The following is a 23,324-nucleotide window of genomic DNA, read 5'->3' on the forward strand; positions in this document are numbered from 1 at the left end:
ATGCTTAAAGTGAATTATCAGGTGCCAGCATTCCTAGCGTAAACCACAGTCAATAGCTCGCGGGTGAAGAGTTACGAAAATACTCTGTGGCGTATCTGTGTTCGATGTCGTACTTTGAACACGGTATGGTGGTGACCGCATCCAGTGGGATCTGAAAGATAACCTCAGAGGAGACCACTGAGTCGTTATCAATAACTGTTCCCCTGACTGATATGGATTTGCCATTATTTTTTGGGAGTCGAAGCTGATACCAGACCTTAATGTTTTCTGAGTTGATTTTCTTTTTGTTCATGTCGGAAATGATTTTATTAGCTTCAATTACACTGAGCATAAGTTGTCCTTTTTATTATTTTTATTTTAGGATTTATTAAATGGTAAGTTCTTATTTCATTCTTTTCAATAAAAAGTTTTTTGACTTATTTTAATTGTTTGGTATTAAAGAGGTGTTTATTTTTATTTTTGAGATTATATGTAGCTAATTAATTGTGGTTATTCTTTGGTGGTGTTGGTTTTCTTATAATAAGGAAATTAATTTAGTCAACTTACTCGGTTTAATGAATATTGGGGTAAGTTGACTAAAAATAGTGGACTAGAATGTTCTTTCTAAGGTCAATTTAAGCTCTTGCTCCTCGCGCATCTCTTGGTAGCGCTGGATATGTCCACTTGCGCCAGCATCATGTATTGCATCTAAAATCTGAGGGATGGTGTGGACGGTGTTTAGGCCGTTATTGCGTTTCAGATGGAAGTCAGACTGCTTTTGGTAGTCGCCAAGGTGGCTTTCAACATTAATTTCTGGTGAGCCAAAGCCCAACATGCGCAGTAATGTTTCAATGAATTCAATTAACAGCTCTGCGAGACGTTGATTGACCAATGCAGAGTATTCATCACGAGTCATTTTTGGAGAATTGAACCAAGATTGGCTATAGCTCTCTTTGTGCCATCTTTGATTGATTCTGATCCTGAAGACAAAACCATGAAGCTTGGAATCGTACTCTCTTGAGCCTTTTTCATTGTAGAGCTGTAAGTAGGCACGGAGATTTGAGTATTTCACTACTCGGCTTATTTTGGTGAAGTCTTTATCTCTGAAGCGAAGCACCACATTGCAGTAGCGGTCACCGTTACTAAGAAGATGACAATGCTCATTGTCAATCGTCTGGATTGGGTCTTTGACAATAGCATAAGCACGTTTAGACTCACGCATGTTTAGCTGTTTGAAGCTTTTATTATCACTCTCGCTTATTGTGAATCGACCGTTACTCAATAGCTTATTTAGGGAATATGCATTGCTATGGCCCATTTTGGAGGAGGGGAAGTACGGAGCTGGCCTGTTAGTCCTGCTTCTAGCCTTGTTGGGTTTACTTAAACGGTAAGACATGCCGCAAGGGAGCTTATCAGCATGAGATTTGTAGCTGAACCTAACTTGCACACCAACAGCTTCTAGTTGCTCGACGAAAACTGGAAGAGTCGGCGTGACATCTAGTAGTCTGTTTTGCTCAAGTACAAAGTCTAATTTGCGTCGTATTTGAGCTTTATCGCCCCCTTTAGATTTTTTGTTTGGTGTGATGTGAATGGGCTTTAGTTTAGAGTTCTCAACTCTGTCGTTAAACTTATCGCTTGGGTTCGCGACGCTGCCGAGCCCAAATTCATTTTCAATTTTACGCATAACTTTCGTGGCTTGAGGGTGGTTTTGCCATTCATTGACGACTTTTTTCGTTTTTACGTCTACGGTGCCGCAGTTGATGTGGATGTGGCTATGGTCGGTATCATGGTGAATAAACACAACATATTTTGTGTGTTGGAGTCCCATCCTTCGCATATACTTCTTCACGAGTTTGCGCCATTGTTTATCGCTAAGCCGCTCGCCTTTCTGAAGAGATATCATTCGGTGGCTGGTGGGTTTCTGCATGCCAGTCTTGCTTTGATAATTTGCTATCTCACGACCGATGTCAGACCAATTCATCTCGTGAACCTTGAGGTGGGGCGTTTTTAAGATAGGGAGTGGTGATGAGATATTGTGCGCCATCAGAAATTCAGTTTTTTCACTAATGATGTCGTCTTCTTCATGGGGCTTGAACTTGCCTGAAGCGTATTCGACACGGACACATTGCTGTAGAACTTTGGTTGTGCCCGCGGAGTAGTTGGTAGTTGCAGCAGACTGGTCTTCAATAGATTGTTTTTTGCTTGGCGTTTTAGTTTCGAATATCTTGTGAATAGCCATAAGTACACCTTCTTATAATTGTTATGTGGTGATGCAGATTCGATAGGTTCGACCCGACGGGGTCGGAAGGGAGCGACATAGTCGCCCCTTGGTTACATGTAAGTTGCTTCTTGGCGTAGCTCTTTAAAGTCAGCGAGTTTTTGAAGCTGCTCTTGGGTCAAGTGCCTATTAGCAAGCATCAAAGCGAAATCTGAGTTGTATTCTGCTAACTCCTGTTGCTCTCGCTTTGCAAGCTTTTGTTGAATCAGAGATAGGTATTCGATGATGAGGCTTACTGTCTCTTTATCTAGTACATTTTCCTGTAAGGCATGCATCAGTTGAACGCTTGAGAACTGAATATCTTCATATATTGATTCGAGAAAATCTTCATCAAGCTCAGGTCTTTCTATAGAACTGACTTGCAGATCTGGTGTCAGGTTCAGGGTGATATCGCGCATGTAAGTGGCTAGGTGTTTGTACCCTAGCCTTGTCCTGCGGTACTCGAGTTCAGCTCTTTCCTGGGGAGTAATATTGATTTTGACCTGTTCACTGCATTTTGATTCTGCTGATTTCCGTGGTCTGCCTCGGTTTGGTTTATTGATACGCTGTTCAATAAGTTTTAGGACTTCAAGTTGCTCTTCAGAATCCCTCAGATGACGGTAGTCACCCTGCATTTCAATTACGAGCTGACGTTGTTCGATGAGCTTTGCAATGCTCATTTGGTCTAGCTTTTCTCTGATGCTCAATTCAAAATTAATCATACTGATTACCTTTATTATTTTTATTAGTGGTAAAGAGAAACGGAGCGACAAGCGCAGAACCGTAAGGTTCGAGCACCGCAGCGTTAGCGAGGAAGCTCCGCAGGACAAGCTGCTAATTAATTTCGAGGAACGAGAAATAATTAGTACTGGCTTGTTTCCGTGTTTTTTAATGTAGTGGAAACATTGTGATTGTTCTTATGCCCGCACTCATGGAGTGCATTCCCATTATTCATGGGCATAAATTAAAATAGTGTTCCTATGTTTTATTTTAATCCACTGTATGCGATTTATTCAACTGACATGAAATTTAATATTGAGTATAGTTTGAGTTATTTGGAAAATAATTTATTTTTCTCATATGAAATAAATTATGTATTGATAACTTAATAAATGATAAAGCACTTACAGTGGGGGTGTATTAAAGTGGGCTACTTTCCGCATAATATAAAATTATAGTTAGTCAACTTATTACCTTTTAAAAGGTATCGTGTGGTGATTTATGGTCTTGGGTTGATTAAGTTAATAATTAACGATTCGAAGCAAAATAATTGAGTAGGAGAAGAAATACCATTATGCTTAAGGCTGAAAATATTGGCCGACTTCTTCGAACTTGTCGAGTTGAGGTCGCGTGCTAAGTGGAAGGCGTATGGCAGGTAAAGTAAAACAGCGCAAAGCTCGAAAGGTGTTTACCACAGAAGGTGCAGATGAATTTGTGAAGGCGGTAAATTCGTCAGCTAGAGTTACAAAAGCTGTTCTAAAACAGCCTAGCTGTAACTCAGATATTTCCACAAAGAGTTTTCATGAACAAAGGTAGCCTTATCGATGCTAATACCTTTTGGTCTAAAAGAAGGGAAGTACTTTGATGTCAGCGAAGTAAAAAGAGGTAGGGCGTGTGCTTGTGTTTGCCCTAGTTGTAAACAGAACTTAGTTGCAAAAAAAGGGCCCAGTCCTGAGAAGATGATTCATCATTTTGCTCACGATAAAAAGTCGAAAGAGCAACAGGGTGAGACGATAGAGTGCAAATATTCATTCTGTGTCGTTGCAAGGTTAGTAATCAAGCAGTGTTTGCGAGAACTAAGCCAACTTGAGATCCAACTTCCTGAATGGAAACTGTTACTTACTAAGCAGGATAAGTACGGGAGGGAAGTTTCAGTGTCTGGACTAGTAACTCGGTCACACGTATTGAACATTGATGATTTTGAGGTTGAGCCAACCCCACCACTTTCAGAATTAGACGTGCTGTGTTGTGTAAATGGTTATGCCTTTGGGATTCATTTTAGCTATCAAGGTCGTTCAATGATTGACAGTAATAGATATGAAGGTATCTCGGTTGTCGATATTAATCTTGAACCATTGCAATTATTGTACGCAACGTATGAACATGAAAATCACGAGTCTTTTAAATCACTTGTGATGGATTATGTATTAAATTCGGGACAAAGAAATTGGGTGGCTCATGCTCGCTATATGGCGATACATAGAGCGCTTAGTCAGAAGCTAAATGAAATGCTCGAAGAGTCAGACCGAAATCCACCAGTAAAGACTCTACGCAAATCGGCTGTTGAGACTGTTAAGCATAAACCTTACAAGAAGCTAAGAAAAGCTAGAGCAGCCGTACCTAATGTTCAGGCCTCTACTAGGGAAGAGGGGCAACCATGTGTTAGATGTGGTCAGCAAAAGGCTGGTTATATTGATAATTTAATATGTGCACCTTGCTTACAGAAATACTATAGCGAAGGAATTTTTCACACTGGGGCTATTAAAAAAGTAGTTTTAAGTACCTATTTTTAGATTGTGTTAACTAGTCACATATGGCTTTGAAGGGCTATCTATGGTGAGACTTGGTCAGCTTACCATTCACGCGCGATAGCCCTTAGTACCGAGTACAATATTGTAACCTTATGCCGAAGTCTATACCGCCAAATTACAAATAACGATTCCGAAGGTGATTTTGGAAGTGTAGAGGGTTTAGAGTTTCCCCTGTCGCCTGAGTGACTAGCTCGTCAGTTGTTAATAAGCTGCCTTTGCTCCAGATGTTATCGCTCAACCAAGCAAAGATAGGTGAAAGGTCACCTGCCTGAATCGCACCATCCACGTCTACTGTTTTCTTCATAGAAGCCATAAATTGTGCTGCGTACATAGCACCTAATGTATAACTAGGAAAGTACCCAAAGCTCCCATCACACCAATGAATGTCTTGCATGCAACCGTCACGATAATTGTGTTTTCCTGTAGTTAACATTCGACACTGGCTGTCTGTCCAATGGATATCTTGCATACAGCCATTTTTGAAGTTTCCTTCGGTTGATAGCCCCAAGTACGCTTTCATCTTTTCGTTCCAGAGTTCTGGTACATCTGTATGTTTGATGACGCCGTTCATGAGATCTCGCTCAATTTCATATCGAAGAATAACGTGAGCAGGATATGTAAGTTCGTCAGCATCTACGCGAATAAAGCCTTTTTCTACGCGAGTGTAAATTTTGGCTAAATTGTCTTTTTCGAATTCACTACCAGAAAAATGGTTAGAAGCCAGTCGAGCGAGGTGATCGATAAACGCGCTGCTTCGTCCTATTTGCATTTCAAAGAAGAGTGATTGTGATTCATGAATACCCATAGAGCGAGCTTCTCCCGCGGGTGTTCCTGATAAATCTTTTGGTAGCCCTTGCTCGTATCGAGCATGGCCAGTTTCGTGGACAATCCCCATCAATGATTGGACAAACTCGTTTTCATTATAACGTGTCGTAATACGTACATCTGTCGGTACACCGCCACAAAATGGGTGGGTACTCTCATCAAGTCGACCGTGTTCAAAATCGAATTGAAGTAGCTTCATGACTTCCAAACCGAGCGCTTTTTGCTTTTCCGCAGGGTAGTGTGCAGTTGGCAATAAGATGTTGTCTGATTGTTGTTTTTCAAGCGCTTCATCGATCAAAGTAGGAAGCCAGGTTTTCACGTCAGCAAAAAGAATGTCTAACGACGCAGACGTTGTGCCAGGTTCATAAACATCGAGCATGGCATCATAAGGAGTCGTGCCATTTGCTTCGGCTCTAATTTGCGCTTCTTCCTGCGATAGCTTTACTACTTCAGCCCAGTTCTTTTCAAAACCAGCCCAGTCATTTTCTCCACGTTGTGTACGCCATGCATGTTCACATTTGGAGCCAGCAAGAGATTGAGCTTGAACTAATGATTCTGGTAGTAAGTTAGCTTGCTGCCACCCACGCTTCATTTCTCTTAGGATAGATTTTTCTTTTGTAGACAGCGTGTCTTCTTCTGCCTGAGCGAAAAGCTCTCCCAAGTGCGGTTGAGTCATTAAAGAATGGATATGTACATCAAGCTCTGCCGTGGCATTCGAGCGTGCTTCAGCGCCACCAGGTGGCATGACCGCTGCTTGATCCCAATCTATGATGGCAGATAGATGCTCAAAATTTGCCACTTTTTTGGAATGTTCAACGAGTTTTGTAAATGCGTTCATGTGACTACTCTTATTCTTTTGTTCTTTCCCTAAACACCCGATAACGGGTCCTTCATATGGTGTTGCACTAAGCAACCTGCGTTAATTTACTAATAATTAACAATTAACTCCAACCCATTGTCCATAAACTCACCCAGTTGTATAGCCCTCTTAAAAAAGAAGCTTGCGAATCTTGTGGATTGGCGGTATTGATGAAGGATTGACAATTAATTATCACGATAATATGGATATTTTGAATTTCGAGGCATTTATTATTGCCATTACGATTTTAACGTTAACGCCAGGTTTAGATACTGCACTTGTTATCCGTAACACTAGCCGCTCGGGCCTAAAAGATGGATGTACAACCAGTCTAGGGATTTGCTTTGGCTTATTCGTACATGCTTTTTTTTCTGCGGTTGGTATCTCGGCGATTCTTGCGCAATCAGCAGAGTTGTTCCAAATCGTAAAAATGATTGGCGCAGCTTATCTTATCTGGCTTGGTTTGAGCAGTTTAAAAGCGCTAATGTCGTCGAAAGATGGATTGACCGTGACCGAGCAGATTCACGAAGTGTTTAATGGTAAGCGCTCTTTTAGAGAGGGCTTTCTTTCTAACGTCTTGAACCCGAAAACGGCGGTCTTCTATTTGGCTTTCTTACCACAGTTTGTGAATCCAGAAGGTTCACCCTTGCTTCAATCAATGATGATGGCATCTGTACACTTTGCTATTGCGATGGTTTGGCAGTGTGGTTTAGCTGGCGCGCTTAACTCGGCTAAAAATCTACTAAAGAATGCAAGCTTTATGAAGTGGATGGAAGGCGCGACGGGCGCAGTATTAGTCGCACTTGGTGTGAAGTTATTAATTGAAAAACCCGTTTAATGCGTAATATTTATCGATTGTTGATACTACTCGCTGTATTTATTGTGGGGATAGGTGCCGCTGTTGCTTGGCATACGTGGCCACAAGTACAGTTTGCGCAACGCGGCATGATCTGGTCTTGGCACTGGGGCTACTTCGAGCCTTTTGCTAATGGAATACAACAAACGCGAACTCAAGACACTAAACAGTTATTGCTCAGGCGTGTGTATTTGCATGACGCTATTGTCGTTTTTGTTTCGACAACTATGGACAATAAATTTGAGGTCGACGTTGTAAAAGAGCAAACCTGTGAACCTAAAACGACGACTTGGGCTTCGGTCTCTGTCAATCATCAACGTGTCAGGCATGTACCTATGGTGTGCGATGCGTTTGTGCAAGGCTACTTTTATCGCTACATCGGGAAACATCTGGAATCGATTGAGGTTGGTGTCGGCGACTCGTTTGTAACAGAAGCATTTTTAGACTGGCCGCTATCAGAGTTGAAAGCGGATCAATTCAAGCAAAAAAATGCGAAGTTTTTTGAAGAACGTGGAGAAAACGTTGAGCATCAATGGTTGAGAGATTAACCATTTAACCGAAGATAAATAAAGCCCGCTAAATAATAGCGGGCTTTATGTTTTTACCATTTCTAATGTGCTTTGCTCTCCGTTACTGGTAGTTTGTGACCGAACAGCTGTCATTTCACTAAGCTTTCACTGCTTCAACTTCACCTGATTGCGATGTTGAGCTAAAGAACAGTTTGGTTTCTGCCAGTACGACGTGACGCAGTGCGATCAAACCAATCAGGTTAGGAATTGCCATCAGACCGTTTACGATATCAGCCAGTAGCCAAATCATATCGAGGTGAAGGAATGCACCAGATGCCACCAAGCCAACGAAAATCAGTTTGTATGGAAGCACAGCTTTAGTTCCGAACAGGAACACAACGCAACGCTCACCGTAGTAGTTCCAACCAAGAATGGTGGTAAAAGCGAAGAACATCAAACCGATTGAGACGAGCATAGGGCCAAATGTATCTGCATTTAAACCCACCGCAAAAGCATGAGTCGTCATCGCGGCGCCTGCTAGGTCACTTTGCCATGCACCGGTCAGGATTAGAGCAAGGCCTGTCATGGTACAAATAATGATGGTATCGAAAAAGGTACCCGTCATTGAAATTAGGCCTTGTTTAACACAAGAGTCTGTCTTCGCTGCTGCTGCTGCCATAGGCGCGCTACCCAAACCTGATTCATTTGAGAACACACCGCGAGCGATACCTGATTGGATTGCCAACATGATGCTTGCACCTAGAAAACCACCAGTCGCTGCTGTTGATGTAAAGGCTGAAACCAGCACTAATTCAACGGCATTGAACAATTGGTCTGCATTCATGATGATCACGCTTAAACACGCCAACACATAAAATACAGCCATGGTAGGAACCACTTTTCCTGCAACGTTAGCAATGGATTTGATGCCACCCAAAGTTACGAAAGCAACCAAAAGAGTTAGTACAAAGGCAGATAGCTCACGGTTAACACCAAGAGATATCTCACTTGCATCCAGAATCGCGTTTACTTGTGGAAACGTACCGATACCAAAACAAGCAACACCTAAAGCAAACACTGCAAACATGATCGCGAGAGCTTTTGAGCCAACACCGTATTGCAAGTAATACATTGGGCCACCAATCATTTGGCCTTTATCATCGACTCTTCGGTACTTAACCGCCAACAAACATTCGGCGTATTTAGTCGCCATTCCGAAAAGGGCAGCGAGCCACATCCAGAATAGAGCGCCTGGTCCACCGAGTTTGATTGCTGTGGCAACACCAACAATGTTACCAGTACCAATTGTTGCTGAGAGTGCAGTACAAAGAGCTGCAAAGCTAGAAATGTCACCTTGAGTATTAGATGACTTATCTTTACTGAATACCATCGCTAGCGCTGTTGGGAGGTGTTTAAACTGGATCAAGCCAAGGCTAAAAGTGAAGTAAACACCTGTACCCACTAGCAAAATAAGCAGCGGTGGACCCCAGACAAAATTATCGATGGTTTGTAGTAAAGATTGTAGGTTGTTCATGATTTCCCCTTAATAAAACAACTAATAAGGAGAAGAGGGAAAGGACGAGATCAACGATCTCTAAAAGAACTAAGCTATTGGCTGTAGGCGGGAAGGCCAAGCAAAATAGTTAGGTTGTAACTTTCCACTCCTCTGTCCTTTTGCCTGAGAGTTTCACCTTGCGTGAGTGCAAGACTTGCTCCTTCGGCGACCGATTTAACGGTTCTCTCCAGAGGTTCCTCCAACTACAGTCCCCGCTACCTAGGTAGCACCTGAAATAGTTAATTCTTCGGCGAGTTATGCTAATCAAATGTTAAAATTTGATTAATAACCACTCTCCTGCAGTCTTCATCGGAACAATTACTCAATTAAATGAGTAAAGGTTAGTTAATGATGCTGGTCATCATTAACGTGTGAACTCTATCATGTTTTTGGTCCATTTCAACACCCTATGTCAATTTATTTTCAATGAAATAACCTTATCTATTTTCATGAAGGTATGTTTGCCAATCTTTTTGTGCGAGTCACGGCATAAATAAAATTTATTGGGTTAGGGAATGGAACCCAAAAACACTTCAGAACGATAAATGTGTTTCGATCGTTACGACATAAGTTATTCAATTAAGGACACAAAATTGATTAAAATCGGAGCACTTATTTTAAAATCTACGCTAAGTTGACCTTATGGTACGTATAAATGGGTTACAATGAATCTTTGTGAAACAGTCTACGGACCTAGGCAGTTTTTCATGAGTGGACAAGGAGGCGGTATGACCAGATTATTAGCCATTGCGGTGTTGATTGCAGTAGCATTTGTGCTGTTTCGTTATCGAACCAATGAAAAAGTCCAAAAAGCGACCGTTATAACATTAATTGGCGCATTTCTGATTTATACAGCATCAATTATGTTTGCGGAATTGATCCGCTAGCAAAGTAAAAGAGTCCTTGGAGTAGTATACGGTGAGTTCTCAGAACAAAATGGAAGAGCAAGACGACGTAGTTGTCATTGAAGAGCGTGACAAACGTACGCATATCTATATCGCAATCGCTGCGGTGTTAGGCTTGGCATTTGGTGGCCTTGTTGGATCGGTTGTCACTGCGAACAAGTGGGAATCGACTTACCACGTATTAGAAGAAAAGTATCAAGCACTAACGCAAGATAAAACCCAGTTGGAATCTCAAGTAAAAGTGCGTGAAGAGGCGCTTGACCAAGAAATACAAAACCAAGTTAGTGAGTTACTTGCCGCGAAAGACGAAGCGCACCAGAAAGCACTTAAGAAGTTGCAAAAGCAATTGACTGAGGTCGAGAAGGTCAACTTGTCACTAGAGTCTCAATTGAAGCAGCAGGCAGATAAGATCAACACGACGAAGTCAGAAAATGAGAAGTTGAGTCGTCAAGCGGATATGCAAGCGACTATGTTTGAGCGGTCCCGCGAAGTATTCCAGAAAGAGCTGAAAATTTCGCAAGAATTAGAGTCTCTCGAGAAAGAACGGTCGAAATTATTACCTAAGATTGAGAAACTCAAGAAAGAGTGTGACGTATTTTTAGAAGGCAAATCTTGGGACGTGAAGTCGGACGCGTGTGATAAACATGATGAAGCTAATTCACGACTAAGTCAGGTCGATCAAATGATTGAAGTCTATAAAATGGACCTCAAACAAATCAAAGCAATAACGGAAGATATCGGCCTTTAAGTCTTTTGTATCCGGTTTTGAAAAGCAAAAGGAGCTCTTTAAGAGCTCCTTTTTCGTTGTTAGCTATGACTTTTAGCCTGTCGCGTATATTAGATTCGTGAGGCGTCATAGCCTGAGGCGAGCAGGAGCTCTCGTTCGTGTTTAATCAGCTGAGCTCGATCTTCAATTAGTTCATTGAGTGCTTGAGATGGCTTACCTGCTAATGCTTTGAACGAAGCAAAAGATTCCGCGGTGTCGATTTTATCAATCATCTGACTGATGACATTACGAGCCTCACACGGGTTACTCGTCGTTGTAAAGTATTCTACTTGCTTTGCTGCCGATTTCATCTCAGTTAATAGCTCAAGCGGGCTACTTTCTTTGGCTACTGCCATGTAGTTATCCAGCACGCGCTTTGCATAAAGCAGTTCTTTGAGGGGGATATCTCTTCCGCTCTCGATTAGGGATTCGCTAAGGATCATACTTGAGCTCATGGGCATTCCTTCTTATTACTACGCCGCTTTTGATGTTTCCTTGAGTCTAATTTATTGAAGTCACATTGGGAATGGGTAAAAAGCATTTTTAACGCATTTTTATTCATTTATGAAAACACGAATGCGATGCTTATCTGGATCGATAGCCATAAAATTTAACCCATACACTGATGTCGCTGGTGGTTGAACAAACTCAACACCTAGGTCTTTCCAGCGCTTGTAAATGCGCTCTAGCATATGACTATTGGGCACCGATAAAGACAACTCGGTGCCACCACCTCTAATTCCGCTGTAGGGTGAAAGATTATCTCTTTGCTTGAGTGTCAACGTTAAGCCTTCGGTCAGTGGAATAGCGGCGAAGGTTGGAGACAACTGCGTGACTTTGCGTTCGAACAGTTTCGAATAAAAAACTTGGCTTATGTGGATGTCCTCAACGTAGAGAACGAATGAATTGATAGTCAGCATGGTTTGTTCCTTAATCAATTAGAAATAGTAGGGGCAATCTAACGGAAAGGAACGACAGGAGTTGTCAGTAGAACATTCTCGAAGGTAAGTGACAGAATAAGAAAAAGGAGCCGTTTAGCTCCTTTTTATCAGCGGAATCATTGGTATTAATGAGTGTGTTTGGAAGAATACCAGTTGTTTTGATACGCTTTAGATGCAAATAATGCGTTTGCTTTTGCACGCTCGATAATAGATTCGTCCACCTCTAGCGGCTTCATGGTTTGGTCTTTAAAGTCGTACGCCAGGGTCGATATCTTTTCACCAGGGGAAAGCACAACGAGATTGTCGCGCGTTAAATAACCAAAGTTTTTGTCGTATTGCATCATTGCGCGTTCATCTTCGCGAGCCAGTGGCTTCGTTAAATCACGACCAATCATCGGTGTTTTAGCATCTACCCCAATCAGAGATAACAGTGTAGGCGGCATGTCTATGTTGTTTGCTATGCGGTCATCTTTACGTGGTTGAATGCCTTTACCAAGGATCAATGCTGGAATGTGAAAGTGCTTAACTGGAACAAGGTTAGCGCCAGAAACACGTGCATCATGATCTGCAATTACAATGAAAATGGTATCATCCCAATAAGATGACTTTTTCGCCTTTTCAAAGAAAGTGCCCAAAGCGTAATCGGAATATTTAACGGCGTTGTTACGCGTCATATATTCTGAATCGTATGGCTCAATTTTGCCTTTTGGATACTCATAAGGGCTATGATTACTTGACGTAAAAACTAAGCTAAAAAAAGGTTTGTCGCTTTTTGAAAGGCGTTCAAACTCTTCGTTTGCTTTGTTATATAGATCTTCATCACTAACACCCCAAGAGCCAACAAAGCTTGGGTTGTTATAATCGTCTTCTTCTACTATTTGATCAAAACCGTTACCAAAGAAGAAAGTTTTCATGTTGTCAAAGTTGGCTTCACCGCCGTAAATAAATTGCGTGTGATAGCCTTGAGCTTTCAGTAAGTCCGCGATAGTAAAGAAACCCGTTTGGCTTTTACTCAGCTTCACTACAGCGCGAGAGGGAGATGGAGGAAAGCCCGTGGTTACGGCTTCAATTCCACGAACAGAACGAGTACCAGTGGCGTACATTTGTGTGAACTGCCAACCTTCCTTCATGAGTTCATCAAGGTTTGGTGTTAGAGGCAAACCGCCCAAAGCACCGACAAATTGGGCGCCTAAGCTTTCTTGTAGCAAAATCACTAAGTTTTTATGTTTACCCTGGTAAGTCGCGGGGTTACTGTTCATGGTTGGGAGTAATGAAGGGGTGAAGTCGGACTTTGTTGATGAAGTGCGAACTAATTCCAACATCTTTTGAGTGTCCATTTTTCCGTAGAACTGCTCAGCACTCTTTTCTGACTTCATGCTATTAACCGCAAACAACAATGAGTAAGATGAGTTCAGTGCTAAGTCGTTAAGCAGTGGATCGTTAGAAAAGGCGACCATAGCAGGATTTAGCGGGCGGTGACCTAAAGATGAGCGAGCACCTGCAACCCCAAAAAGAACAACGAAAAGTGCCAATAGTGGTCGCCATTTCCAGTTGACCTGCTGCGCCTTATCGGTCAGTTTCTTACTCCACTTCCAACCTAAAGTGATGGTTAAAACTGTACCTAACGCACCAATAAACAGTTCTAATTTGTAGCCAGTCCAGAGCATACTCAAGACTTCTTTTGGGTAGATTAAGTATTCCACAAACAGGCGGTTTGGACGTAGGTCGTATTCCTGAATGAATGGCGCTGTTGCGAGCTCCATGTATACAAGCACCCAAAGCCCTAAAACCATCCATATGCGTAATATTCGCTTCCAACACTCTCCCATCTTACCGGTTAATGGCATGAAGGTTGAAAACAGTGCTGGAAGAATAAATAACCAGCAAAGCGTTGCAATATCTACGCGCAAACCTTGACCTAGGATGTAAATTAAGTCGTTTAGAGAGTCAATACGGTCAATCTGCCAAAAAGCTAGCAAAACTCTTGAGATAGACAGAAATAGAAGCGAAAACAAAGAAAAGGCAGCAATTGGCTGCAAAGGCCCCCACACAGAGCTCCTTGATAAGTTTTTCATATTTATTCGAATAGTTTAATTGTTATGTTGTGTTGTTTTTAGCAAAGCAAGCGTGAAATAAACGTGAATTATAATGTGGGTTTATGGTCGAGTAGTGTAAGTGTTGGTATGTCTATGTAAGGGGGAGGGGCGTTTGTGTAAAAAAAGAGCCAGTTGATAACACCAACTGGCTCTAGAGGTTGATAAAGGCATGATTACATTGCGGCTTTCTTCGCTTCTTCGACCCATGCGTCGAACTTTTTCTGGTTCGCTTTGATCCAGCCATTTACATGAGACTCGATGTCCGCTGAGCTGTTCTTACCTTGGCTCATCATCATATTCTGAGCACTAACATCATTGATATTTAGTTTGATGATTTCAAACAGCTTTGCAGCAGCAGGGTTGTTTTCTGTAAACTCTTTATTAGCAACGATGCGCATAGAGTTCATCTCGAAGCCGTAGTTCTTACCGTTCTCTAGTGTCGTATCAATGTCCTTACGCTCACCAGGAAGTGAAGAGAATGGCACTTCTAACCACACAACATCTTTCCCTGGAACTAAAACGCCACTTACCCAGTACGGTGTCCAAGTGTAGTAAAGAATCGGATCGCCTTTTTTGTAACGTGAGATTGTATCAGCGATAATCGCCGCGTAGTTACCTTGGTTGTGTGTTACTGTGTCACGAAGTTTGAAAGCATCCAACTGATGTTCAACAACCATTTCACAACCCCAACCTGGGTTGCAGCCAGTTAAGTCCGCTTTGCCATCGCCGTTTGCATCGAATAGCTTCGCCAATTTTGGATCTTTTAACTGACCAATGTTCGTGATGTTATATTTTTCCGCGGTTTTCTTATCGATCAAATAACCTTGCGCAGCACCACTTACGTATTGGCCTTTACGGAAGAACTTATCATCACCGCCAGACATCGTGTACTTATCGGCGTGAAGAGGGAACCAACCAACCGCTAAGAAAGTAGCATCACCTTTAGCAATAGAGGTGTAGCCTACGTTGTAGTCCACTTCTTTGGTCGGTTTAACATCGTAACCAAGCTCTTCAAGTGCGCGGTTTACGATCAACGTTTGAAATGTTTCTTCTGCAACGGTTGATTGAACAGGCTGAACAGTGACACCTTCACCCGGTAGTTCACTTGCCACACCATAAGTTGAAAATGCGATAGTACTTAGAGCTCCAACAGAGAGCGCTTTCTTCCATGAATTATTCATTGATGTTTCTCCTAAGTTTTAGATCGTCTTGGTTCGTCTTTGTTTTCAGTTTTAATAGGTATGAAACAGGACCTGTGTGATACCAGCGAAGTTTAGTGTTGCCCGCATTAACCCCTAACACCTGGGTGATACGGTCTAACAAAATCGCAAGAATAACGATGCCTAAGCCACCAACGGCAGCAAGACCCATATCAAGTCGGCCAATACCACGAAGTACCATTTGGCCTAAGCCGCCAACAGCAATCATTGAAGCAATCACTACCATAGAAAGTGACAGCATTAAGGTTTGGTTTACACCTGCCATGATGGTTGGTAACGCCAACGGTAACTGGATGCGATAAAGCATCTGTTTTTTGTTTGCCCCGAAAGAGTGGCCAGCTTCGATAAGCTCTTCAGGTACTTGCTGAATACCCAAAATAGTCAGGCGCACAACGGGAGGCAGGGCGAAAATGATCGTTACTACTACGCCAGGAACGTTACCAATACCAAACAACATAACAATTGGCACAAGGTAAACGAACGCGGGAGTCGTTTGCATTGCATCTAATATTGGCCTAACAAATTTGGCAGCGGTTTGGCTCCTTGCCAACCATATCCCCATTGGTAGCCCTATAAGCAAACAGAAGAAAACGGCGGTTAACACCAGTGCTAGCGTTGTCATCGCTTGTGACCACGCACCAATTAGGCCGATGAAAACAAGGGATACAAGAGTAGAAAAACCAAGTTTTACATTGGAAAACTGCCACGCTAGCAAAAATAAAATGAGTACCATTATAGGCGCAGGTGTAGACACCAAAGCAGTTTCAAACGACGTTAGAATAAAGTCGATTGGAACTCGTATTGCTTGGAAAACAGGTCGACCATGTTCCACCAGCCAGTTCAAACCGGATTCTACCCAGCTATCGAGGGGTAAAACCGCATCTTGGAATGGGTTCATAATATCGAATGGCGCTTGCTCTACAGTTTCTGAGTTGAGCCAATCATTACTTGGCGCGGCCTCTGTACCTTGCGACCAAGGATCATCTTGCGCAGGAGCAGTATTTGACCAGGGATCATTGTTAGTTTGCTCTGAAGACATCGTGTTAATCCTTATCTAGTGTTTGTAGAAGACGTGATTTAGTCACGACACCAAAGTAAGTTCCTTTCTCATCTACGACAGGCACGGCATAAGGAACACCAGCAACCAGACCCAAAATGTCATTAATTGACTGATCAGGCTGAAGAGTAACTTCATCCGGTAATTGAGCACTGGCTAACGAACGGTTTTCTTTATGAGCCAAACGTAGTGAATCAAGAGATACGATGCCGGAATATCGGCTAGATTTATCGACGACAATGCCGTAATCACGGTCGTGATCCATCAGAATCTGCATCGCAGAGCCTGGGCCGTCATTTTCCGATTTCTTAAAAACAGCCGCTGGCTTCTTGCGCGCGATATCTTTTGCTGTCAAGACACTTGCGATGTTTACGCCGCGGAAAAACGCTTCGACATAATCATTTGCTGGACTGTGTAATATTTCATCAGGTGTACCAACCTGAACAACTTCACCGTTTTGCATGATGGCGATGCGGTCGCCAATGCGCATTGCTTCATCCAAATCATGAGAAATGAAGACAATTGTGCGTTTGTCATCGTTCTGTAGACGAATAAGCTCATCTTGCATCTCAGAACGGATCAATGGGTCTAAAGCGGAAAACGCCTCGTCCATTAATAGGATGTCAGGATCACAGGCTAACGCTCTCGCTAAACCAACGCGCTGTTTCATACCACCGGATAATTCGTCAGGGAAAGATTCTGCATAAGGGTCTAAACCCACTCTTTCTAAGGCGGAAAGGGCACTTTTCTGACGCTCATTAACATCGATGCCGGCAAGTTCTAAACCAAAGGCGGCATTTTCAATCACCGTCATGTGTGGCATGAGTGCGAAACTTTGAAACACCATTGAGATATTATTACGACGAACTTCTCGAAGTTCATTCTCGGAGATGTGGGCGATATCTCTTCCTTTGAGATAAACACTACCTTTAGTCGGCTCAATGAGCCGGTTAAGAAGTCGAACAAGGGTGGATTTCCCGGAGCCAGAAAGGCCCATGATTACGAAAATTTCCCCTTCATTTATGGTGAGAGATACATCGTTTACGCCGACTGTTAAACCTGTCTGTTCAAAAATACCGTCTTTATCGACGCCTTTGTCGATAAGCGAGAAGGCTCTCTCTGGGTCTTCTCCAAACACTTTATACAGTCCCTTAACTTCCAGTATGGGATCCATGTTATCTGTCCTTTTCGTGTGTTTATAACTGTTTAACGATTTGTACTCTAATTAATTTTAGTTCAACTTTCAACGAAAGGGGGGTGGTTAACTAGTTCTGCCGTGCATAGAGAATTCGTTGAGCAAGGTATGTTCAATTCTTATTTTTTATATTTAAAACAATTGCTTGTGATGTGTTTTTATCCGCCATAACGTTGCCCTGACGTAGGGTTGAATTTATTTTGAATTTTTTTGTACATTTCAACTCAACTCGCTTGCATAGATATAAGCTGTGATAGCTTAGAACTCTACATATAAAAAGGTTAGAGCTCTAATTTTTGGTTAAGGCTTGGTCCTGTGAAATCGGTTAGGTACTGTTATCCTTAGATTTATTTATTGCTTGATTTCACTCAGGGTGATATTTATCGCTGTAGTTTAGGCAACGTATGGAATAAAAAATGGAAGCCGAACAGTTAGAAGTGCTCAATTTCATTAGCCAGTACCCACCTTTTGATGACCTACCTGAAGAGCAGCTTAGAAAAATTGCTCTCAATGCCGAGGTTGCATACTTTCGGCAAGGAACAAAAATCCTTAACTTCGGAGATACGATCCGCGACTTGTATATGGTGAGAAGTGGGGCGGTAGAGATTTATCGACGTAAAGGTGAACTTTACAACAGGATTGATGCTGGTGGACTGTTTGGTCAGATGGGGTTGTTGATGAACAACCGCGTACGTATGCCAGCCAAAGCGATAGAAGACACTCTCGTTTACTGTATTCCGGAAAACATCTTCAATGAACTTTGTGATGAGTTTGAAAACTTTGCGGACTACATGGAACTGGAAGATAGCGCGCGTTTGCGAAGCGCAATATCTAGCCGCTCCGAAAGCAATGACTTTACCACCGCTAAGGCACGTAAAATCTTAGCAAGAGATCCAGTAACTCTGGAGGCAACGGCTTCAATTCAGGAAGCTGCGATACTAATGGCAGAGGAAAATGTCACCTCTCTGCTCATTATTCGCCCGACAGAGGAGCTCACAGAAGAAGATGATGAACAGCTGCTTGGAATATTGACTGATCGCGATCTTTGCATTCGCGTACTAGCTCAAGGTATTGATACCAATATTCCAGTGAGTGAGGTCATGAGTTATGACGTGGTTTCATTGGATTATAACGCCTATGTGTTTGAGGCCATGTTAACCATGTTGCGTTACAACGTGCATCATTTACCAATTTTAAAAGATAAAAAGCCGATAGGAATTATTGGCATGACGGACATCGTTCGTTACGAATCTCAGAACAGCCTATTGCTAGTGAGCTCTATTTTTCAGCAAACCAGTGTCGAGGATCTCAAGCAGGTTTCTGAACAAGTAAAAGACTGTTTCGTAAGAATGGTCAATGAAGATGCCAACGCGCACATGATTGGTCGAGCCATGTCGGTTATAGGCAGTAGTTTCAAACAACGCCTCGCTGAATTAGCTGAGCAAGAGTTCGGCCCAGCGCCCATTCCTTATTGTTTAGTCGCAATGGGTTCAATGGCGAGGGATGAGCAGCTAATTGTAACGGATCAAGATAACGCGCTTATTCTCGATAACAGTTATGACGTTGAGATTCACGGAGAGTACTTTGAAAAGTTTGCTAAATTTGTTTGTGATGGTTTAGCGGCATGCGGCTATGCTTATTGTACTGGAGACATTATGGCTACCAACCCAGAATGGCGAAAAACTCGTGCAGAATGGGAAGAATGCTTTGGAAACTGGATAGACAATCCAACCCCTGAGAGGTTGTTAAATAGTAATATCTTTTTTGATCTCCTCGGTGTGCATGGGCGAGTGAAATGGGCGGAGCAATTAAGCAGCTTTATTGTGAGACGAGCGAAAAGAAATAACCGCTTTCTTGCTTGTATGGCGTATAACGCAATACGTAGGACGCCTCCACTGGGCTTTTTCAAAGACTTTGTGATGGAGAAAGATGGTCGTCATCGCAACTCGATTAACTTGAAGCGAAGGGGGACGGCTCCGTTGGCCGATTTAATACGGGTGCATTCTCTGGCAATCGGTTCCCGATCGCAAAACTCTTTCGACCGTTTAGATGACATTAATGATGCTGGCATTTTACCGAAAGGTCGAGGTTTGGATTTAAGGGATGCGATGGAGCTAATCTACATGGTTCGAATTCGTCACCAAGCCCTTGATATAGAAAATGGAGAAGAGCCAGACAACAATATTGAGCCGGAGAACATGTCTGAATTTGAACGTCGAAACTTAAAAGCAGCATTTCAAATTCTAAGTAACGCTCAGAACTTCATTAAGTTTCGATATCAGAGAAGTAGCAAATAATGTGGTTCTCAAAAAAAGTAGAAAAAGAACAGCCGTTGTTGGATACATCCCAGACGCCAGAGTGGTCAATGTTGTTCAAACAACTAGCTAAAGAAGCGAAAGACGAGAGGCTCAAACGCTACTATTCGACACCGATGGTTAATGGGGAAACACCAATTGAACAAGTGCCATTTGTCTCGGTAGACTTTGAGACAACAGGATTGAACTCGGAAGAGGATGTCATTCTCACGATCGGACTTGTGCCGTTCACTATTGATCGTGTTCAATGTAATGGTTCTGCTCATTGGGTCGTTAACCCAAACAGAGAGTTAAACCACGAGTCTGTCATTATTCACGGTATCACTGACTCTGAGGTTAAAAACGCTCCGCAGCTGTCTCAGATCTTGGGTGAAATATTGGATGCGTTGTCAGGCAAAGTGGTACTTGTTCACTACAAGAACATTGAAAGGCAGTTCTTTAATAACGCCTTGCTAAATAGCATCGGAGAGGGGATACAGTTTCCTGTTGTTGATACGTTAGATATTGAGTATGCGATACAACGCCGTGAATGCAGAGGTTTTATCAATAAGTTGAAAGGCAAGAAACCCGGTTCTGTACGATTAGGGCACGCTCGTGAAAGATATGGCCTCCCTGCTTATCAACCTCACCATGCCCTGACGGATGCGTTAGCAACTGCGGAGCTGTTTCAAGCACAACTGCAGTATCACTTTAATCGAAACATGCCAATATCTTCGGTTTGGCAATAGGCGTTATTTATGGTGAAAACAATAAAATGCAATGAGAGATAGGGGGGCTTTAAGATTATGATGGCGGATTGAGTAACCGCTTATAAGAACAATGTTTTATGAACATGTGCTTGGTAGTGATGAAGACGTTTCATTACTCGAACTCCGACGAAAGTAATTTAAACTTGGTCACGTATTTTTAAGGAGATTATCCGTGAGCACCGATAATAACGGTGGCATTCAACGCCCCGATGGAAAAGTAAACGCAATAGATACTGACTATCAAATTGGTCAGGATAACGTTGCGCTAAAGGTAGGCCCATTTGGCCTTGATATTCACAACCGTGTTTTTGCAATTTCTGGCTTAGCAATCGTCATGTTTGTTGTGATAACACTATTATTCCGAGAACAGGTAGAGCCGTTTTTTGCAGACCTACGAGCGGGTTTGTTACACAATTTAGACTGGTTTTTTCTCGCTTCAGGTAATATTTTTGTCATTGTCTGTGTCGGATTGATCTTCACACCATTGGGCCGTGTGCGAATCGGTGGTACTGAAGCAACACCGGATTACTCCTATGCCGGATGGTTGGCAATGCTATTTGCTGCAGGTATGGGCATTGGTCTCGTATTCTTCGGTGTATCAGAACCGATGTCCCATTTTAGTTCTGCGATTGGTGGCGTGAGCGTTGAGAATGGTGTGCGTACTGACTGGGCACCGCTAGGTGGTGCAGAGGGCGATGCAACTGCAGCTTCGGCATTAGGGATGGCTGCGACGATTTACCACTGGGCACTTCATCCGTGGTCAATATACGCGCTCTTGGCTCTTGGGCTGGCTATCTTTTCATTTAACAAAGGTTTGCCACTCACCATGCGCTCAATTTTTTACCCTCTGTTTGGTGAGCGTGTATGGGGTTGGACTGGTCATATTATCGATATTCTTGCAGTGGTAGCGACGGTTTTTGGTTTAGCAACATCGCTAGGCTACGGTGCATCTCAAGCTGCAACGGGTTTGAACTTCCTGTTTGATGTCCCAATGACCAATACCACGCAGGTTATATTGATTATTGGTATTACTGCGCTCGCTTTAATCTCTGTTGTGGCTGGACTCGATAAGGGCGTGAAAATCTTATCTGAAATCAATATGGGTCTTGCAGCACTGCTATTGCTATTTGTTATTGTTGTTGGCCCGACGATTGCGATTTTAACTGGTTTCTTCGAGAACATCGTTTCCTATGTAGCTAATATCCCTGCCTTATCTATGCCATTTGGACGAGAGGATGTGAATTACTCTCAAGGTTGGACGGCGTTTTACTGGGCGTGGTGGATTTCTTGGTCACCATTTGTGGGTATGTTCATCGCACGTGTGTCTCGCGGTCGTTCGGTTCGTGAGTTTATTATTTGCGTTATTCTTATCCCATCTTCAGTTTGTGTGTTATGGATGACGGCCTTTGGCGGTAACGCAATTAGCCAATACGTTAATGATGGCTACGAGGCGGTGTTTAACGCAGAACTACCTTTAAAACTTTTTGCCATGTTAGATGTTATGCCATTGGCTGAGATAACATCTTTTGTCGGCATTATCTTAGTCGTGGTGTTCTTCATTACCTCTTCTGACTCAGGATCACTGGTTATTGATACTATTGCTGCGGGCGGTAAGGTCGATGCACCAACGCCACAACGCGTGTTCTGGTGTACGTTTGAAGGTTTGGTTGCGATTGCATTGATGTTGGGTGGTGGTCTAGCTGCTGCTCAAGCAATGGCGGTGACGACTGGTTTACCATTTACTATTGTTTTGCTTGTTGCAACGGTATCTTTGATAAAAGGTTTGATGGATGAACCTCGTCCAAAGGCGGTTTCTAAGAAATCAAAATAACTAGTATCAGCAGTTAAATTATTGATAAAAGCGGTATGCGAAAGCATGCCGCTTTTTTTTGGATTTCTATTTTTCTCTGAGAAATGAACAGCATGGAAAACGGTCTTGTTCTGGTTGTTTTTTGTACTGCGCATTTGGGTGACTATTTAATAAATTAGACCTCAAACTATTTTAACTTTTGGTTAATAGGTTTGTTTTTGTGAGCCGTGTCACAAAAATGCCGATAAAAAGGCGGATTATTTGATTTTTAGTCGCGAGGGATGCCCATAATAAAAAGGAAATTTAATTAGACCTCAAAGGATATGTATTTTCACATGATCACATCAGCACCTTGGGTCCTTTATCCAGAGATTGGAGAAGACTCAAGTAAAAAATGGATTTTTCGTGAGCCTAAAATCTCTGATGGTGACGACATTTACAGCTTGATTGCAGACTGTCCTCCATTGGACATGAACTCATCTTATTGCAATTTCCTACAGTCTACGCATTTCAGCAAAACCAGTATTTTGGTTGAGCAAAAAGGCGAAATCGCAGGTTTCATTTCCGGTTATCAGAAACCAGACGAGCAAGACGTTTTATTTGTCTGGCAAGTTGCAGTCTCACCTCGCTTTAGAGGTCATGGTTTAGCATTCCGCATGTTGAAAGAACTTCTCACCCGAGAGGAATTAGGCGGTGTTAAATCGGTAGAAACTACCATCACGGAAGATAATAAAGCCTCTTGGGCACTGTTCAAAAAGTTAGATGCGATGAACGGCAATTCTGGCCAAGTAAGCACATTTTTGGATGAAGAAGCTCACTTTAAAGGCAAACACGATACAGAATATTTGTATCGCATTCCTCTCAAATAATCCTCAAACAATAGGAATTAAAAACGGTCT

At 42.5% G+C, this 23,324-nt stretch carries 20 protein-coding genes and 1 riboswitch; of the genes, 10 read left to right on the forward strand and 10 right to left on the reverse strand.

The features are described 5' to 3' along the window. Nucleotides 1–589: 589 nt before the first annotated feature. Nucleotides 590–2,218 (reverse strand): relaxase/mobilization nuclease domain-containing protein, encoded by a 1,629-nt coding sequence (locus R8N28_RS21230; RefSeq protein WP_065274478.1) that lies wholly within the window; start codon nucleotides 2,216–2,218, stop codon nucleotides 590–592. Between the two features lie 92 nt (nucleotides 2,219–2,310). Further along, the gene (locus R8N28_RS21235; RefSeq protein ID WP_065274479.1) at nucleotides 2,311–2,958 is read right to left on the reverse strand and encodes a hypothetical protein; all 648 of its coding nucleotides are present in this window, start codon (nucleotides 2,956–2,958) and stop codon (nucleotides 2,311–2,313) included. A 646-nt stretch (nucleotides 2,959–3,604) separates the two neighbouring features. Here R8N28_RS21235 and R8N28_RS21240 point away from each other — a divergent pair. Further along, nucleotides 3,605–3,772, forward strand: a complete 168-nt coding sequence (locus R8N28_RS21240) for a hypothetical protein (protein WP_162780829.1) — start codon at nucleotides 3,605–3,607, stop codon at nucleotides 3,770–3,772. Between the two features lie 8 nt (nucleotides 3,773–3,780). Further along, on the forward strand, nucleotides 3,781–4,749 hold the full coding sequence (locus R8N28_RS21245; RefSeq protein WP_065274480.1) for a hypothetical protein: 969 nt from the start codon (nucleotides 3,781–3,783) through the stop codon (nucleotides 4,747–4,749). 133 nt (nucleotides 4,750–4,882) lie between these two features. Here R8N28_RS21245 and R8N28_RS21250 read toward each other — a convergent pair whose 3' ends face one another. Then, nucleotides 4,883–6,430 (reverse strand): carboxypeptidase M32, encoded by a 1,548-nt coding sequence (locus R8N28_RS21250; protein ID WP_318183431.1) that lies wholly within the window; start codon nucleotides 6,428–6,430, stop codon nucleotides 4,883–4,885. A gap of 223 nt (nucleotides 6,431–6,653) precedes the next feature. Here R8N28_RS21250 and R8N28_RS21255 point away from each other — a divergent pair, with 223 nt between their 5' ends. Both R8N28_RS21255 and R8N28_RS21260 read left to right on the forward strand, forming a co-directional pair. Continuing rightward, nucleotides 6,654–7,289 carry a LysE family translocator gene (locus R8N28_RS21255; RefSeq protein WP_017820932.1) on the forward strand — a complete coding sequence of 212 codons (636 nt, stop codon included), beginning with the start codon at nucleotides 6,654–6,656 and terminating at the stop codon, nucleotides 7,287–7,289. Further along, nucleotides 7,289–7,855, forward strand: a complete 567-nt coding sequence (locus R8N28_RS21260) for a threonine transporter RhtB (RefSeq protein ID WP_065274482.1) — start codon at nucleotides 7,289–7,291, stop codon at nucleotides 7,853–7,855. The genes R8N28_RS21255 and R8N28_RS21260 overlap by 1 nt, the downstream gene beginning before the upstream one ends. A gap of 118 nt (nucleotides 7,856–7,973) precedes the next feature. Here R8N28_RS21260 and R8N28_RS21265 read toward each other — a convergent pair whose 3' ends face one another. Next, nucleotides 7,974–9,350, reverse strand: a complete 1,377-nt coding sequence (locus R8N28_RS21265; protein ID WP_065274483.1) for an alanine/glycine:cation symporter family protein — start codon at nucleotides 9,348–9,350, stop codon at nucleotides 7,974–7,976. A gap of 122 nt (nucleotides 9,351–9,472) precedes the next feature. Then, nucleotides 9,473–9,572, reverse strand: a riboswitch (glycine riboswitch). A 527-nt stretch (nucleotides 9,573–10,099) separates the two neighbouring features. Between R8N28_RS21265 and R8N28_RS21270 the strand changes: the two genes are divergently transcribed. Further along, nucleotides 10,100–10,258 (forward strand): hypothetical protein, encoded by a 159-nt coding sequence (locus R8N28_RS21270; protein WP_005377784.1) that lies wholly within the window; start codon nucleotides 10,100–10,102, stop codon nucleotides 10,256–10,258. 31 nt (nucleotides 10,259–10,289) lie between these two features. Further along, complete coding sequence (locus R8N28_RS21275) at nucleotides 10,290–11,024, forward strand: chromosome partitioning protein ParA (protein WP_033905210.1); 735 nt, start codon at nucleotides 10,290–10,292, stop codon at nucleotides 11,022–11,024. Nucleotides 11,025–11,113: 89 nt separating this feature from the next. Here the strand turns inward: R8N28_RS21275 and R8N28_RS21280 are convergent, their stop codons facing one another. From R8N28_RS21280 to proV, 6 genes are all read right to left on the reverse strand, one after another. Next, nucleotides 11,114–11,497, reverse strand: coding sequence for a hypothetical protein (locus tag R8N28_RS21280; RefSeq protein ID WP_005377782.1), 384 nt, complete (start codon nucleotides 11,495–11,497; stop codon nucleotides 11,114–11,116). A 99-nt stretch (nucleotides 11,498–11,596) separates the two neighbouring features. Further along, nucleotides 11,597–11,962 (reverse strand): VOC family protein, encoded by a 366-nt coding sequence (locus tag R8N28_RS21285; protein WP_005377781.1) that lies wholly within the window; start codon nucleotides 11,960–11,962, stop codon nucleotides 11,597–11,599. A 146-nt stretch (nucleotides 11,963–12,108) separates the two neighbouring features. Beyond that, nucleotides 12,109–14,058: an LTA synthase family protein gene (locus R8N28_RS21290; protein WP_054576468.1), complete on the reverse strand. Its 1,950-nt coding sequence runs from the start codon at nucleotides 14,056–14,058 to the stop codon at nucleotides 12,109–12,111. 194 nt (nucleotides 14,059–14,252) lie between these two features. Next, entirely contained in the window at nucleotides 14,253–15,260 is a 1,008-nt protein-coding gene (proX, locus tag R8N28_RS21295; protein WP_005385703.1) for a glycine betaine/L-proline ABC transporter substrate-binding protein ProX, read from the reverse strand. Continuing rightward, a complete protein-coding gene (gene proW / locus R8N28_RS21300; protein ID WP_005377778.1) occupies nucleotides 15,253–16,338 on the reverse strand; it encodes a glycine betaine/L-proline ABC transporter permease ProW in 1,086 nt (361 codons plus the stop codon). The genes proX and proW overlap by 8 nt, the downstream gene beginning before the upstream one ends. Nucleotides 16,339–16,342: 4 nt before the next feature. Continuing rightward, nucleotides 16,343–17,530 (reverse strand): glycine betaine/L-proline ABC transporter ATP-binding protein ProV, encoded by a 1,188-nt coding sequence (gene proV / locus R8N28_RS21305; protein WP_005377777.1) that lies wholly within the window; start codon nucleotides 17,528–17,530, stop codon nucleotides 16,343–16,345. A gap of 437 nt (nucleotides 17,531–17,967) precedes the next feature. Here proV and R8N28_RS21310 point away from each other — a divergent pair, with 437 nt between their 5' ends. The 4 genes from R8N28_RS21310 (at nucleotide 17,968) to ectA (ending at nucleotide 23,294) form a co-directional block, all read left to right on the forward strand. Continuing rightward, nucleotides 17,968–19,848, forward strand: a complete 1,881-nt coding sequence (locus R8N28_RS21310; protein ID WP_005377775.1) for a DUF294 nucleotidyltransferase-like domain-containing protein — start codon at nucleotides 17,968–17,970, stop codon at nucleotides 19,846–19,848. Next, nucleotides 19,848–20,594: a 3'-5' exonuclease gene (locus tag R8N28_RS21315; RefSeq protein ID WP_017820938.1), complete on the forward strand. Its 747-nt coding sequence runs from the start codon at nucleotides 19,848–19,850 to the stop codon at nucleotides 20,592–20,594. Before R8N28_RS21310 ends, R8N28_RS21315 begins: the two co-directional genes overlap by 1 nt. A 193-nt stretch (nucleotides 20,595–20,787) precedes the next feature. Next, a complete protein-coding gene (locus tag R8N28_RS21320) occupies nucleotides 20,788–22,446 on the forward strand; it encodes a BCCT family transporter (RefSeq protein ID WP_005377772.1) in 1,659 nt (552 codons plus the stop codon). A gap of 314 nt (nucleotides 22,447–22,760) precedes the next feature. Further along, on the forward strand, nucleotides 22,761–23,294 hold the full coding sequence (gene ectA, locus R8N28_RS21325) for a diaminobutyrate acetyltransferase (protein ID WP_005393379.1): 534 nt from the start codon (nucleotides 22,761–22,763) through the stop codon (nucleotides 23,292–23,294). Nucleotides 23,295–23,324: the final 30 nt, after the last annotated feature.

This window comes from Vibrio sp. Vb1554, from assembly GCF_033344235.1.

Coding starts and splice junctions, on each gene's coding strand:
- R8N28_RS21250 (WP_318183431.1), bottom strand. CDS start 6,430: ATGAACGCATTTACAAAACTCGTTGAACATTCCAAAAAAGTGGCAAAT.
- R8N28_RS21290 (WP_054576468.1), bottom strand. CDS start 14,058: ATGAAAAACTTATCAAGGAGCTCTGTGTGGGGGCCTTTGCAGCCAATT.
- R8N28_RS21315 (WP_017820938.1), top strand. CDS start 19,848: ATGTGGTTCTCAAAAAAAGTAGAAAAAGAACAGCCGTTGTTGGATACA.
- R8N28_RS21230 (WP_065274478.1), bottom strand. CDS start 2,218: ATGGCTATTCACAAGATATTCGAAACTAAAACGCCAAGCAAAAAACAA.
- proX (WP_005385703.1), bottom strand. CDS start 15,260: ATGAATAATTCATGGAAGAAAGCGCTCTCTGTTGGAGCTCTAAGTACT.
- R8N28_RS21270 (WP_005377784.1), top strand. CDS start 10,100: ATGACCAGATTATTAGCCATTGCGGTGTTGATTGCAGTAGCATTTGTG.
- proW (WP_005377778.1), bottom strand. CDS start 16,338: ATGTCTTCAGAGCAAACTAACAATGATCCCTGGTCAAATACTGCTCCT.
- R8N28_RS21280 (WP_005377782.1), bottom strand. CDS start 11,497: ATGAGCTCAAGTATGATCCTTAGCGAATCCCTAATCGAGAGCGGAAGA.
- R8N28_RS21245 (WP_065274480.1), top strand. CDS start 3,781: ATGCTAATACCTTTTGGTCTAAAAGAAGGGAAGTACTTTGATGTCAGC.
- R8N28_RS21255 (WP_017820932.1), top strand. CDS start 6,654: ATGGATATTTTGAATTTCGAGGCATTTATTATTGCCATTACGATTTTA.
- R8N28_RS21235 (WP_065274479.1), bottom strand. CDS start 2,958: ATGATTAATTTTGAATTGAGCATCAGAGAAAAGCTAGACCAAATGAGC.
- proV (WP_005377777.1), bottom strand. CDS start 17,530: ATGGATCCCATACTGGAAGTTAAGGGACTGTATAAAGTGTTTGGAGAA.
- R8N28_RS21285 (WP_005377781.1), bottom strand. CDS start 11,962: ATGCTGACTATCAATTCATTCGTTCTCTACGTTGAGGACATCCACATA.
- ectA (WP_005393379.1), top strand. CDS start 22,761: ATGATCACATCAGCACCTTGGGTCCTTTATCCAGAGATTGGAGAAGAC.
- R8N28_RS21310 (WP_005377775.1), top strand. CDS start 17,968: ATGGAAGCCGAACAGTTAGAAGTGCTCAATTTCATTAGCCAGTACCCA.
- R8N28_RS21240 (WP_162780829.1), top strand. CDS start 3,605: ATGGCAGGTAAAGTAAAACAGCGCAAAGCTCGAAAGGTGTTTACCACA.
- R8N28_RS21265 (WP_065274483.1), bottom strand. CDS start 9,350: ATGAACAACCTACAATCTTTACTACAAACCATCGATAATTTTGTCTGG.
- R8N28_RS21260 (WP_065274482.1), top strand. CDS start 7,289: ATGCGTAATATTTATCGATTGTTGATACTACTCGCTGTATTTATTGTG.